The organism is Streptomyces chisholmiae (genome assembly GCF_031845445.1).
Lineage (GTDB): Bacteria > Actinomycetota > Actinomycetes > Streptomycetales > Streptomycetaceae > Streptomyces > Streptomyces chisholmiae.
Genome location: NZ_JAVREO010000002.1, coordinates 332444 through 345077 on the forward strand (window position 1 = coordinate 332444; position 12634 = coordinate 345077).

Annotated in this window: 12 protein-coding genes and 1 tRNA gene; 11 read left to right on the top strand and 2 right to left on the bottom strand. The window is 72.7% G+C overall.

Features of this window, described 5'->3' with window-relative positions; genetic code table 11:
- Positions 1 to 23: 23 nt before the first annotated feature.
- The 5 genes from RM844_RS04330 (at position 24) to glmS (ending at position 5321) form a co-directional block, all read left to right on the top strand.
- Entirely contained in the window at positions 24 to 1181 is a 1158-nt protein-coding gene (locus RM844_RS04330) for an acyl-CoA dehydrogenase family protein (RefSeq protein WP_311664904.1), read from the top strand.
- Positions 1182 to 1256: 75 nt separating this feature from the next.
- Entirely contained in the window at positions 1257 to 1880 is a 624-nt protein-coding gene (locus RM844_RS04335) for a hypothetical protein (RefSeq protein ID WP_311664906.1), read from the top strand.
- Positions 1881 to 2154: 274 nt separating this feature from the next.
- Positions 2155 to 3075, top strand: coding sequence for a DUF4429 domain-containing protein (locus RM844_RS04340; protein ID WP_311665326.1), 921 nt, complete (start codon positions 2155 to 2157; stop codon positions 3073 to 3075).
- A gap of 76 nt (positions 3076 to 3151) precedes the next feature.
- Positions 3152 to 3427 (top strand): hypothetical protein, encoded by a 276-nt coding sequence (locus RM844_RS04345; RefSeq protein WP_311664908.1) that lies wholly within the window; start codon positions 3152 to 3154, stop codon positions 3425 to 3427.
- A gap of 73 nt (positions 3428 to 3500) precedes the next feature.
- Positions 3501 to 5321: a glutamine--fructose-6-phosphate transaminase (isomerizing) gene (gene glmS, locus RM844_RS04350; protein WP_311664910.1), complete on the top strand. Its 1821-nt coding sequence runs from the start codon at positions 3501 to 3503 to the stop codon at positions 5319 to 5321.
- A 407-nt stretch (positions 5322 to 5728) separates the two neighbouring features.
- Here the strand turns inward: glmS and RM844_RS04355 are convergent, their stop codons facing one another.
- Positions 5729 to 6250, bottom strand: a complete 522-nt coding sequence (locus RM844_RS04355) for a universal stress protein (protein ID WP_311664912.1) — start codon at positions 6248 to 6250, stop codon at positions 5729 to 5731.
- Positions 6251 to 6996: 746 nt separating this feature from the next.
- Here RM844_RS04355 and RM844_RS04360 point away from each other — a divergent pair.
- From RM844_RS04360 to RM844_RS04375, 4 genes are all read left to right on the top strand, one after another.
- A complete protein-coding gene (locus tag RM844_RS04360) occupies positions 6997 to 8103 on the top strand; it encodes a GlxA family transcriptional regulator (RefSeq protein WP_311664914.1) in 1107 nt (368 codons plus the stop codon).
- 73 nt (positions 8104 to 8176) lie between these two features.
- A complete protein-coding gene (gene orn / locus RM844_RS04365) occupies positions 8177 to 8776 on the top strand; it encodes an oligoribonuclease (protein ID WP_311664916.1) in 600 nt (199 codons plus the stop codon).
- A 99-nt stretch (positions 8777 to 8875) separates the two neighbouring features.
- Positions 8876 to 8951: transfer RNA gene (locus tag RM844_RS04370), tRNA-His, on the top strand.
- 190 nt (positions 8952 to 9141) lie between these two features.
- A complete protein-coding gene (locus tag RM844_RS04375) occupies positions 9142 to 9600 on the top strand; it encodes a hypothetical protein (protein WP_311664918.1) in 459 nt (152 codons plus the stop codon).
- 43 nt (positions 9601 to 9643) lie between these two features.
- Here the strand turns inward: RM844_RS04375 and RM844_RS04380 are convergent, their stop codons facing one another.
- Entirely contained in the window at positions 9644 to 10300 is a 657-nt protein-coding gene (locus RM844_RS04380; protein ID WP_311664920.1) for a DUF2637 domain-containing protein, read from the bottom strand.
- Between the two features lie 196 nt (positions 10301 to 10496).
- Between RM844_RS04380 and RM844_RS04385 the strand changes: the two genes are divergently transcribed.
- Positions 10497 to 11210 (top strand): M50 family metallopeptidase, encoded by a 714-nt coding sequence (locus RM844_RS04385; protein ID WP_311664922.1) that lies wholly within the window; start codon positions 10497 to 10499, stop codon positions 11208 to 11210.
- Positions 11211 to 11251: 41 nt separating this feature from the next.
- Positions 11252 to 12622 (top strand): 3-phosphoshikimate 1-carboxyvinyltransferase, encoded by a 1371-nt coding sequence (aroA, locus tag RM844_RS04390; RefSeq protein ID WP_311664924.1) that lies wholly within the window; start codon positions 11252 to 11254, stop codon positions 12620 to 12622.
- Positions 12623 to 12634 lie beyond the last annotated feature (12 nt).

A 12634-nucleotide genomic window follows, 5' to 3' on the forward strand; every position in this document is an offset into this window, starting at 1 on the left:
AGGAGTCAGACAAGGAGTCACCCATGTCCCTTGACCACCGACTCACCCCGGAGCACGAGGAACTGCGGCGGACCGTCGAGGCGTTCGCGCACGACGTGGTGGCGCCCAAGATCGGCGCCTTCTACGAGCGGCACGAGTTCCCCTACGACATCGTCCGCGAGATGGGGCGGATGGGGCTCTTCGGGCTGCCGTTCCCCGAGGAGTACGGCGGGATGGGCGGCGACTACCTGGCGCTCTGTCTGGCCATCGAGGAGCTGGCCAGGGTGGACTCCTCGGTGGCGATCACCCTGGAGGCCGCCGTCTCGCTGGGGGCCATGCCGATCTTCCGGTTCGGCACCGAGGAGCAGCGCCGCCGCTGGCTGCCGGCGCTCTGCTCGGGGGAGGCGCTCGGCGCGTTCGGGCTCACCGAGCCGGACTGCGGCTCGGACGCCTCCGGCACCCGCACCACCGCGGTGCGGGACGGCGGCGACTGGGTGATCAACGGCACCAAGAGCTTCATCACCAACTCGGGCACCGACATCACCGGGCTGATCACGGTGACCGCGGTGACCGGTCGCAAGCCGGACGGCGGCCCGCTGATCTCGTCGATCATCGTGCCCGCCGGCAGCCCGGGGCTCACCGTGGCCCCCGGCTACTCGAAGGTGGGCTGGAACGCCTCGGACACCCGCGAGCTGTCCTTCGCCGACGTCCGGGTGCCGGAGAACCATCTGCTGGGCGCCGAGGGGCGCGGCTACGCCCAGTTCCTGAGCATCCTGGACGAGGGGCGGATCGCGATCGCGGCCCTGGCCACCGGGCTGGCCCAGGGCTGTGTGGACGAGTCGCTGCGCTACTCCAGGACCCGGGTCGCCTTCGGCCGGCCGATCGGGGAGAACCAGGCCATCGAGTTCAAGCTGGCCGACATGGCCACCCGCGCCTACACCGCGCGGCTCGCCTGGCGGGACGCGGGGGCCAGGCTGCTGGCCGGGGAGCCGTTCAAGACCGAGGCCGCGATGGCCAAGCTGCACGCCTCCGACATCGCCGTCACCAACGCCAGGGAGGCCACCCAGATCCACGGCGGCTACGGGTTCATGAACGAGTACCCGGTGGCCCGGATGTGGCGGGACGCCAAGATCCTGGAGATCGGCGAGGGCACCAGCGAGGTTCAGCGGATGCTGATCGCGCGGGACCTGAAGGCCGGCTGATCGTCCGGCCGGAGCCTCCCGCCACCGATCGGCCCCCCCAACTCCGCCGTTGGCACGACCGCTTATCGTTCCGGTATGGATCAGCCGCGATCTGACCAGCGGCCCGGCGGCCTTCGACGGCGGTTCGGCGCCCTGCTGCCCTTTGTCCTCATCGTGGGGCTCGTCGCCGGGGCCTGGGGGGCGCACCGCTGGTGGGTGGGGCAGCCGTATCCGACGGAGGACCCGACGGAGACGATGCGGCGGCTGCACGAGTACGCGCGGACGGCCTACGACGTGCTCGGCATCGACGACGAGATCACCCCGAGGGCCGACCGAACGGACTGCGCGCCGCCCGGCTTTCGCGGCCAGCAGTCGGCGAGCGCGGCGACCGACGCCTTCGGCGTGGCCTACCGCTGGCACACGCCCGTCGAGCCGGGGGACGGGCGGCCGGCCCTGGAGGAGCTGCGCGCGGGGCTGGCGGTCAGCGGGTGGCGGGTGACCGAGGAGGAGTACGAAAACCCCGAGCGTCTGCGGCTGCGGATGGCCCAGGGGGAGGACGAGCTGGTCGCCCGCTACCACGCCCTCTCGCGGTATGGCGAAGGCCCGGTGCTGGAGGTGGGCTTCTTCGCGCCGTGCCGGCAGCTGCCGCCCGGCCACGACGGGCACCAGCGGCTCCGGCCGGACCAGCCGCCCCTGTCGGGGGCGCGCGTTCCGGGGTGAGCGGCCGTGGCCGCGTCGCACCCGGTGGCAGAGGAGTTCCCGGTCGGGGATCACGGGGATCACGCGAGGGGCGACCCCGGCCGAAGCCGCCGCGCCCCGAGCCCTCGGCGCTCCCACCGGACGGGTGCCGGGGGAGGCCCTGGGCAACGCGGACGCCGGGGCGCTGTCGCCCTGACGCATGTCGCTCCGGAGCCGGCGGCCGTGGTGCGCGGAAACCACCGGCCGCCCCCGACCGCGGCGCCGGCCGGGCTGCGAGAATCGGGGCATGGTCGCGATGGCAGAGATCAGTCAACCGTCCGGCGCGTGGTACTTCGACGGTCCCGTGCTGCGGATCGTGCCGGGGCACGGCAAGGGGGTGCACCTGCTGCGCTCGACGCTGGGGGAGCTGGTCGTGCCGCTGGCGGCGATAGCCTCGGTCTCCTTCGAGTCGGGCCGCAAGCGCGGCCGGTTGCGGCTGCGGCTGCGGCACGGCGCGGACCCGCTGGTGCAGGCGACCGGCGGGCGGCTGCCCGACGCGGCCGACCCGTACCAGCTGGAGGTGGCCCGCGACCGGTTGGGCGCGGCCGAGTACCTGGCGGACGCGGTGCGCGACACCCTGCAGATCGAGCAGGTCCCCACCGCCGAGCCCTGCGACCGGTACCTGCTGCCAGGGCCCGACGTGCCGCTGACCCTGCACGCCTCGGACGGGGAGGTGACCTTCGACGGCGAACAGGTGCGGATCGCCTGGGACTGGGGCGCGGAGGAGAGCAAGAAGAGCGGCGGCCCGCGGGTGTTGCACCTGCGGGACCTGCGCGACGCGCGCTGGGCGCCGCCGGTCGGCTGGGAGAACGGCTATGTGCGCTTTCTGCCCAACGGGGTCCCGCCGGCCGAGGTGAAGCCCCAGCACGACCCGAACAGCGTGGTGCTCTGGGGGGTGCGGATGGCCAAGGACATCGCCGAGTCGGCCCTGCTGACCGCGGCCGTGGTGGCCCGGCTGCCGCACCCGGGCTCGTCGCTGCCGGGGCTGACCACCGGGGGCGGCCCCGAGCTGCTGGCGAAGCCGCCGGCCGCTGCGGCGCTGCCGGCCGGCGAGGCCGCGGCCGACCAGGACACCATCCTGCGGCGGCTGCGCGAGCTGGGTGAGTTGCACCGTTCGGGGGTGCTGACGGACGAGGAGTTCAGTGCCGCCAAGAAGGCCATGATCGACCGGCTGTGAGGGGTTTGCGACACGTTCCTGCCCGATATCGGGCAGGAATGTTGCGAAAGATCGCTTCGGTCCGCAGTATCGAGGGGTGTCCGAACGCCGAACGCCACACGATGACCTCGTGGACCACCTGGTGCGCAGCAGCCCCCTCGGGCGTGGCGAAGCCGCCCGCGTGGTGCTCGATGTGCTGGCGTACTTCGACGAGACCACCGAGGAGTTCGTCCGTCGACGGCACCGCGAGCTGCAGGCCCGCGGGCTGACCAACGAGGCGATCTTCGAGCGCGTGGCGGAGGAACTGCCGCACCGCGCCGTGGCCCCGCCGACGCTCTCGCTGCGGCAGCTGCGCCGGATCGTCTACGGATGACGAACGGCCGCCCGTCGGCGACGGGCGGAGGGTGGATCGGGCAGCCAGGAGAACGACAGCAGGAGGAATCAGGATGTGCGGAATCGTTGGATACATCGGGAAACGAGATGTCGCCCCGCTCCTGCTGGAGGGGCTCCAACGACTTGAGTACCGCGGCTACGACTCGGCCGGCATCGCCATCCACAGCAGCGGCAAGAACGGCGGACTGAAGACCGTCAAGGCCGCCGGCCGGGTCCGCGACCTGGAGGAGCGGGTGCCCGCCAGGTTCGCCGGCACCGGGGGGATCGCGCACACCCGCTGGGCCACCCACGGCGCGCCCACCGACGCCAACGCCCACCCGCACCTGGACGACGCCGGCAAGGTCGCCGTGGTGCACAACGGCATCATCGACAACTCCGCCGAACTGCGCGCCAAGCTGAGCGCCGACGGCGTGACGCTCGCCTCGGAGACCGACACCGAGGTGCTGGCCCACCTGGTCGCCCGCGCCCAGGCGGCGACGCTGGAGGAGAAGGTTCGCGAGGCGCTCCGCTACGTCGAGGGCACCTACGGCATCGCCGTGCTGCACGCCGACTTCCCCGACCGGATCGTGGTGGCCCGCAACGGCTCCCCGGTGGTGCTGGGCATCGGCGAGAAGGAGATGTTCGTCGCCTCCGACGTGGCCGCCCTGGTCAGCCACACCCGCCAGGTGATCACCCTGGACGACGGCGAGATGGCCACCCTCAAGGCCGACGACTACCGCACCTACACCACCGACGGCAGCCGCACCGCGGCGGCGCCCACCACGGTGGAGTGGGAGGCGGAGAGCTACGACATGGGTGGCCACGACACCTACATGCACAAGGAGATCGCCGAGCAGCCCGACGCGGTGGACCGGGTGCTGCGCGGCCGGATCGACGACCGGTTCGCCACCGTCCGGCTCGGCGGCCTCAACCTGGACGCCAGGGCCGCCCGCGGGGTACGCCGGGTGAAGATCCTGGGCTGCGGCTCGGCCTACCACGCGGGCCAGATCGGCGCCCAGCTGATCGAGGAGCTGGCCCGCATCCCGGCCGACGCCGAGCCGGCCAGCGAGTTCCGCTACCGCAACCCCGTGGTGGACCCGGACACCCTCTACATCGCCACCAGCCAGTCCGGCGAGACCTACGACACGCTGGCCGCCGTCCAGGAGCTGAAGCGCAAGGGCGCCATGGTGCTGGGCGTCGTCAACGTGGTCGGCTCGGCCATCGCCCGGGAGACCGACGGCGGGGTCTACGTGCACGCCGGGCCCGAGGTCTGCGTGGTCTCCACCAAGTGCTTCACCAACACCGCCGTGGCCTTCGCCCTGCTCGCGCTGCACCTGGGCCGCATCCGGGACCTGTCGGTGGCCGACGGGCGGCGGATCATCGAGGGCCTGCGCAAGCTGCCCGGGCAGATCGCCGAGGTGCTGCGCGAGGAGGACCGGATCGCGGGGTTGGCCAAGGACTTCGCGGACGCCAAGAGCATGATGTTCGTCGGCCGGGTGCGCGGCTTCCCGGTGGCCAAGGAGGCCTCGCTGAAGCTCAAGGAGGTCTCCTACATCCACGCCGAGGCGTATCCGGCCTCCGAGTTGAAGCACGGCCCGCTGGCCCTGATCGAGCCGGCCGTGCCGACCGTGGCGATCATGCCCAACGACGAGCTGCTGGAGAAGAACCGCGCCACCCTGGAGGAGATCAAGGCGCGCAGCGGGCGCATCCTGGCGGTGGCCCACGAGGAGCAGCCCACGGCGGACGACACCATCGTGGTGCCCCGCAACGAGCCGGAGCTGGACCCGGTGCTGATGGGGATCCCGTTGCAGCTGCTCGCCTACCACACGGCGCTGGCCCTGGGCCGGGACATCGACAAGCCGCGGAACCTCGCCAAGTCCGTGACCGTGGAGTGAGCCCGGCGGCCCGCCGCCGAGCCGGCCGGGCCGGGGCGCGCCCGGAGGTGGCGGCCCCCGGGGGAGTGCGTGCCACCAAACGCAACCCCGGGGGCCGCCCCCGGGTGCCGGCGTCGCCCATTACGCCGGCAGGGGAAGGCCACGGTCGGGTCCGTCACCTCCCGACCATCGGCCCAAGCCATCCGGTCCGCCGGGGCCGGAGCCGGCCGGCGGAGCTGGTGTGAGCTTTATGCCCATCACAAACGCACAATCCACCCGGGACCCTCGGTGAATTTGGTGAAGGGGCGGTGGGGGATTCGCCCCCGCCCCGGAGGATCTTCGCTCGCGCGCCCCGGGGCGCGCGCCAACGGACCGGGAGCCGCCGGGCGCGCGGGCCGCGCGCGGGGGCTGAGCGCCGGGGAGGGCGTTCAGGGGATCACGATCACCGGGCGCTGGGCGCGCCGCGCCAGCCGCCCGGAGACCGAGCCGAAGAGCCGGCTGAGCAGCCCGTGCGTCGTGCCGACCACGATCGCGTTGGCCGCGTACTCGCGCCCGACCTCCTCCAGCTCGTGGCAGATGTCGCCGCCGCGCTCGAGCAGCACCCAGGGCAGCTCGGCGAGGTGCTCGGCGCAGGACAGCTCGAGCCCCAGCACCTCGGTGCGGTGATCCGGCACGTCGACCAGGGCGGGCGGCTCGCAGCCGGCCCACACCGTGGTCGGCAGCCGGTTGGCCACATGCACGATGATCAGGCCGGCCTGGGAGCGCTGGGCGAGGCCGGCGGCGTAGGCGAGCGCGCGCTCGCTGGACATGGAGCCGTCGAAACCGACCACCACACCGTGCTGGAACGCGGGATCACGCGCGGCGTGGTCCTCGGTCGCCGGATCGTGGGTGTTGGCGGGCTCTGCGACGCGCCTGCGATCCGCTGGGTCGGGGAAGTCGTATCCAGCCATCGGAGCCTCAACGGTGAGTCGGTGAGGAGACCTCGGGAATGTGTCGGAGGTGGGGGTGGAACGCGTGGGGAAGGGGGAGAGTACTCCATTTCGTCACAGGTTCCACCTCCAGAGTACGGCGTTCAGGTACCTAGTTCCCAGAGATGGTGTGTACAACCCTGGAAACCGGCCCCGTGACCGTGACCGTGCAGGATGCCGCATCCGTGGTCGCCGATGCAACGCTTTCGGACACGTGTGACCGCCGCCGGTGCCGCTCGGTGGTCGGGGGGCGACGACGGGGGTGGGTGGGCGCGGGGGGCGGCGCACGGGTGCTCCTGTTCTGGACATGATCACCGAGCGTGCCCGAGGGAATGCGGCGTGGGCCGACCTCGTGCGCCCCCAGCGTGCGCCCCGCGCGCGGTCTGAAGTTCGTGCTGACGGCTTTTATTTTCAGCCAACTTCCGCATGGGCGCACCACCTTGCGCAACCGTCGCGGCAACACCTCGGGTATACCGGTGGAATGAGCCGTGCCTGGCCTGCTGCCCTCGCTGGCGGGCGCCTCCGCGAGGAGGCGCACTTCCCCCAACTGCCGCCACGTGAAACGCTTCCTGATCGAATGCTTCGCGCCACGTTGTCATGTCGATTTAGCGCCGAGTGATGAACTTGTCCCGCCGACCTCACCCGACACAGTAGATTCGATCTTGGCAAACACGTCGGGGGAAACGTGCAGGACCGAGAGGATGCGACGACCGAGGGAACTGAGGAGCATGAGCCAGGACCCAACGCACGGCCCCGAGCCCGCTGTCAAGCTGGCTGCCCGACGCCGCCGCGAAGTCGTCGCGGTGCTGCTGTTCAGCGGCAGTCCGATGTTCGAAAGCTCCATCCCGCTGTCCGTCTTCGGCGTTGATCGCCAGGATGCCGGGGTGCCGCGCTACCGCCTGCTGGCCTGTGCCGGCGAGGAGGGACCCCTGCGCACCACGGCGGGGTTGGAGCTGCGCGCGCCCTACGGGCTCGGCGCGGTGGCCCGTGCGGGCACCGTGATCGTGCCCGCCTGGCGGTCCATCACGGGCCCGCCACCGCCGGCGGCGCTCGCCGCGCTGCGGCGGGCGCACAGCGAGGGCGCCCGGATCGTCGGCCTGTGCACCGGGGCGTTCGCCCTCGGCGCCGCCGGCCTGCTGGACGGGCGGCCGGCCACCACCCACTGGATGTACGCGCCGACGCTGGCCAAGCGCTACCCGTCGGTCCACGTGGATCCCCGAGAGCTGTTCGTCGATGACGGGGACATCCTGACCTCGGCGGGTACCGCCGCCGGCATCGACCTCTGCCTCCACATAGTCCGCCAGGACCACGGCCCGGAGGCCGCCGCGGCGCTCGCCCGGCGGCTGGTGCTCCCGCCCCGCCGGGGCAACGGCACCGAGGTCGGCCCGCACCGACACCTGGACCGGTCTTTACCAGAGGACATCGGCGCCGACCCGTTGGCGGAGGTGGTGGCCTGGGCGCTGGAGCACCTGCACGAGCAGTTCGACGTGGAGACCCTGGCCGCCCGCGCCTACATGAGCCGGCGGACCTTCGACCGGAGGTTCCGCTCGCTCACCGGCAGCGCCCCGCTCCAGTGGTTGATCACCCAGCGGGTGCTCCAGGCGCAGCGGCTGCTGGAGGTCTCCGACTACTCGGTGGACGAGGTCGCCGGGCGCTGCGGCTTCCGCAGTCCGGTGGCGCTGCGCGGGCACTTCCGGCGGCAGTTGGGGGCTTCCCCGGCGGCCTACCGGGCGGCGTACCGGGCGCGTCAGCAGGACGGCGCTGGTCGGGTCAAGCCGGTGACGGAGGGCTACGCGCCCCGGGTGCCGGGGCAGCGGCCCCGCCCGGAGCGCTGAGTCGGCCAGCTCACCGGGAGGACGTACGTGCACCGCGACGGGTCCGTCGCGGTGCGCGACGTAAGGTTGTCGCATGAACGATCGCATGGTGTGGATCGACTGTGAGATGACCGGCCTCTCGCTGGCCGACGACGCTCTCGTCGAGGTCGCCGCCCTGGTGACCGACTCCGAGCTGAACGTGTTGGGCGAGGGGGTGGACGTGGTGATCCGTCCCCCGGCCGCGGCCCTGGAGTCGATGCCCGAGGTGGTGCGGGACATGCACACCGCCTCCGGGCTCCTCGACGAGCTGCCCGGCGGGCGGACGCTGGCGGAGGCGGAGGCGCTCGTCCTGGAGTACGTCAGGGAGCACGCGCCGGAGGCCGGCAAGAGCCCGCTCTGCGGGAACTCGATCGGTACCGACCGGGGGTTCCTGGTGCGGGACATGCCGCTGCTGGCCGGGCATCTCCACTACCGCGTGATCGACGTCTCCTCGGTCAAGGAGCTGGCCAGGCGCTGGTATCCGAGGGTCTACTTCAACAGCCCGCAGAAGAGCGGCAACCACCGGGCGCTGGCGGACATCAGGGAGTCGATCGCGGAGCTGCGCTACTACCGGGAGGCGGTCTTCGTGCCGCAGCCGGGGCCGGACTCGGAGACCGCCCGCACGATCGCCGCGCGGCACGTGGTGACCGGCTGACCCGGAGGGGCGCGGGGCGCGGAAGGCGCGCGCGAGCACCACTCCCGACCCTGTACACTCATGGAGTGGTTGAGGGCAGTCACTGCCCCGGCCGTCATGGTGGGTGTAGCTCAGCTGGTAGAGCACCTGGTTGTGGTCCAGGTGGCCGCGGGTTCAAGTCCCGTCACTCACCCCAGCGACAAGAGGCCCCCGGCCCGCGGAGACGCGGACCGGGGGCCTCTTCGCGTCCGGGCGGTGCCCCCGATCCCGGCCCGCCCCCGGGGCTGTCTCACCCGAACGAGGGACCCCGCGACGGCGTGGTCAACTTCTAGACTCAGCCTGGTCAGTTGGGGTCCCGGGGAGTCCGGGGGAGACGCGGGAGGGACGTGCGTCCGGCGAGCTTTCAGGAGTTCGCCCGCGACCGCTATCCGGCGGTCGGCGGGGTGCGGGAGGTCGAGCCCTGGTCCGAGGGGACGGCCCGGCCGTTCGGGCTGTTGGTCACCTTCGACTCGGGGGTCCGGCTGTGGCAGGCGGTCACGGCGCAGCCGGCGGCGACCGCGGAGCCGGCCTCCGGCCCGCCACCGGCTCCGGTGCCGCAGCCGGAGTTGCCGGCGGGGCGGATGACGCCGGTGGCGATCGAGCGCTTCCTGGTGGCGGCCGTGGCCAATGCCGGGCGGGCCGAGATGGCGCGGGTCTGGGGGTACTCGGACCGGGAGCCGCCCGCCAGCACCCCGGGGCTGGCCGTCGAGTTCCACTCCGGGGCGCGGATCTTCGCCCCCTTTGTCCACTTGGCCGGGCCCCAGCAACAGCGCGGCCCGGCCTACGAGTTGCCCCAGGAGGTGTGACCGCCCCCCGACCGGGGCGTGAAGGGGGGTAACAGTGCTCCGCTCAGCCGCGGTGCTGCGTGGTCCGCTGGCGGGGCAGCGCGTGCCGCGGCGGGTTGGTGAGGGTCATCTGCTTGACGATCTGGTGGAAGGCGACCAGCGCGGAGATCGGTGGCACGGCGGCCACCGCGATGTCCACCGGGGTCATCGGGGCCTGGGCGACGGAGAGGCTGACGGCCAGCCCGGAGAAGAGCATCACCACCACCCAGGAGTGCCGGGCCGAGCGCTGGTGCAGCGCGGCGCGGAGGATGGAGAGCGAGGCGACCAGCCAGGGGCCGTAGATCAGCAGCGGCCACCAGGCGTTGAGCAGGTGCGACTGGCCGGGTGCCGCGGCCTCGCGCAGCGGCTGGTAGCTGATCAGCCCGCCGAGCACGCTCAGCATCGCCACCAGCACGGCGGTGGTGGCGGCCAACAGCAGGCTGGACCAGCGCAGCCAACGCACCCTGGCCGACTCGGTGGACTCCGGGACACGGCGCCGGTTCCTGCGGTGCCGGGGCGCGGCGCGCTCCGGTGGTGGGTCGGACTTGAGCAGTTCGGTCAGCCGGATCGTGTCGTCGCTGAACCCCCAGCCGCTGGCGACCGGGCGTAGTTCGGGCGCCACGAAGACGCCCAGGTCCTCGGTGGGGGGCGGCCAGGCCGCGCCGCGGGAGTCGTGCATCATCGGTCGTGGTCCTCGCCCTCGGCTGGCTGTGCGGTCACATTTCGCCAAACGAGGCCGACCCGGCCGGGATGTGAGGCATTGGAGTGAATGGAGTCCTGCGGGTGGCCCAGCGAGCGCCCCCTTGACCGAACCGTTTCTTCCCGCGCTTCGCCTCGTTAGCGGCTCCTTATACCGGCGGCACTAGGATCGGGCAGTCATGGACATCGCTGATATCGAGGAGCTGTGGGACCGGGTCACCGGCACCCAGCCCACCCCCGAGATGTGGCTGATAGTGGGGACGGCCGTCGTCGCGCTGGCGGCGGTCGTCCCCCGTGGCATCTGGCTGGTGGCGCGGAACACCATCACCATCGCCCACGAGGGCGGGCACGGCCTGGTGGCGCTGCTCACCGGCCGCAAGCTGGAGGGCATCACCCTGCACTCGGACACCTCGGGGCTGACCGTCTCCCGGGGCAAGCCCACCGGCTTCGGCATGGTGCTCACCGCGGCCGCCGGCTATGTGGCGCCCTCGCTGCTGGGGCTCGGCGGTGCCGCCCTGCTCGGCCAGGGCCGGATCACCCTGCTGCTGTGGGGCGCGACGGCGCTGCTGCTGGCGCTGCTGGTGATGGTGCGCAACGCCTACGGACTGCTCACCGTGCTGCTGACCTGCGCGCTCTTCCTGCTGGTCTCCTGGCTCACGGAGCCGGAGGTGCAGGCCGCCTTCGCCTATCTGGTGGTGTGGTTCCTGCTGTTGGGCGGGGTGCGGCCGGTCTTCGAGCTGCAGACCAAGCGGCGCCGCGGCGCCGCGCGGGACTCGGACGCCGACCAGCTGGCCCGGTTGACCAACGTCCCGGCCCTGGTCTGGCTGATTCTTTTTCACGCGGTGACGCTGACCTCGTTGATCGGCGCCGCCGGGTGGTTGCTCGATCGTTGAACACCGGTGATCACGGACTGTCACGCACTAGAGTGAGGCCCATGACCGACCACAGTGAGTCCCCGGCCCTCTGGCCCGCGCCCTTCGCCTCGGGCGCGGTGGACGCGACGGTGACGGTGCCCGGCTCCAAGTCGGTCACCAACCGGGCGCTGATCCTGGCGGCGCTGGCCGCCGACTCCGGCTGGGTGCGCCGGCCGCTGCGTTCCCGGGACACCCTGCTGATGGCCGAGGCCCTGCGGTCCCTGGGGATCGGCATCGAGGAGACGGCCGACTCCAGTTCGGCGGCGGCCGGCGTCCCGGAGGGGCGCGGCGAGGCCTGGCGGATCATCCCGGCCCACCCGCAGGCCCCGGCCACGGTCGATGTCGGCAACGCGGGCACGGTGATGCGCTTCCTGCCGCCGCTGGCCACCCTCGCCGAGGGCCCGGTGCGGTTCGACGGGGACCCCAGGTCGCACGAGCGCCCGCTGGGCGGGGTGATCGAGGCGCTGCGCGCGCTCGGCGCCCGGATCGACGACGGCGGGCGGGGGGCGCTGCCGATGACGGTGCACGGCGTCGGCTCGCTGGACGGCGGCCGGGTGACCGTGGACGCCTCCTCCTCGTCCCAGTTCGTCAGCGCCCTGCTGCTCTCCGCCCCCCGTTTCAACCAGGGCGTCGAGGTGCGGCACGTCGGGCAGCGGCTGCCCTCGCTGCCGCACATCCGGATGACGGTGGACATGCTGCGCCGGGCCGGTGCCCAGGTGACGGCGCCGGACTCCGGTGGTGAGCCCGATGTCTGGCGGGTGACGCCCGGCGCGCTGCTCGGGCGGGACCTGGTGGTCGAGCCCGACCTCTCCAACGCGCAGCCGTTCCTGGCCGCCGCGCTGGTGACCGGCGGCCGGGTCACCATTCCCGACTGGCCGGCCCGCACCACCCAGCCGGGGGACGCGCTGCGCCGGATCTTCACCGAGATGGGCGGTGTCTGCCAGCTCGACGAGCGGGGTCTGACGCTGACCGGCGGCGGCCGGGTGCGGGGCATCGACGCCGACCTGAGCGAGGTCGGCGAGCTGACCCCGGGCATCGCCGCCGTCGCCGCGCTGGCGGACAGCGAGTCGACGCTGCGCGGCGTCGGCCACCTGCGGCTGCACGAGACGGACCGGCTGGCCGCGCTGACCAGGGAGATCAACGCGCTCGGCGGGGATGTCACGGAGACCGCGGACGGACTGCGCATCCGGCCCCGGCCGCTGCACGGCGGGGTCTTCCAGACCTACGAGGACCACCGACTGGCCACCGCGGGCGCGCTGTTGGGCCTGGTGGTCAAGGACGTCGAGGTGGTGGACATCGCCACCACGGGCAAGACCATGCCCGACTTCCCCGAGCTGTGGCACGGGATGCTCGCCCCGGAGGGGCCCGGGGCGGCCGGGGGCGGAGCCTAGGGGCGGGTGGGT

Excerpts from the sequence above, each read along its gene's own strand:
- RM844_RS04360 (WP_311664914.1), top strand. The coding sequence starts at position 6,997 with ATGAGCCAGGACCCAACGCACGGCCCCGAGCCCGCTGTCAAGCTGGCT.
- RM844_RS04340 (WP_311665326.1), top strand. The coding sequence starts at position 2,155 with ATGGCAGAGATCAGTCAACCGTCCGGCGCGTGGTACTTCGACGGTCCC.
- glmS (WP_311664910.1), top strand. The coding sequence starts at position 3,501 with ATGTGCGGAATCGTTGGATACATCGGGAAACGAGATGTCGCCCCGCTC.
- aroA (WP_311664924.1), top strand. The coding sequence starts at position 11,252 with ATGACCGACCACAGTGAGTCCCCGGCCCTCTGGCCCGCGCCCTTCGCC.
- RM844_RS04335 (WP_311664906.1), top strand. The coding sequence starts at position 1,257 with ATGGATCAGCCGCGATCTGACCAGCGGCCCGGCGGCCTTCGACGGCGG.
- RM844_RS04380 (WP_311664920.1), bottom strand. The coding sequence starts at position 10,300 with ATGATGCACGACTCCCGCGGCGCGGCCTGGCCGCCCCCCACCGAGGAC.
- RM844_RS04355 (WP_311664912.1), bottom strand. The coding sequence starts at position 6,250 with ATGGCTGGATACGACTTCCCCGACCCAGCGGATCGCAGGCGCGTCGCA.
- orn (WP_311664916.1), top strand. The coding sequence starts at position 8,177 with ATGAACGATCGCATGGTGTGGATCGACTGTGAGATGACCGGCCTCTCG.
- RM844_RS04330 (WP_311664904.1), top strand. The coding sequence starts at position 24 with ATGTCCCTTGACCACCGACTCACCCCGGAGCACGAGGAACTGCGGCGG.
- RM844_RS04385 (WP_311664922.1), top strand. The coding sequence starts at position 10,497 with ATGGACATCGCTGATATCGAGGAGCTGTGGGACCGGGTCACCGGCACC.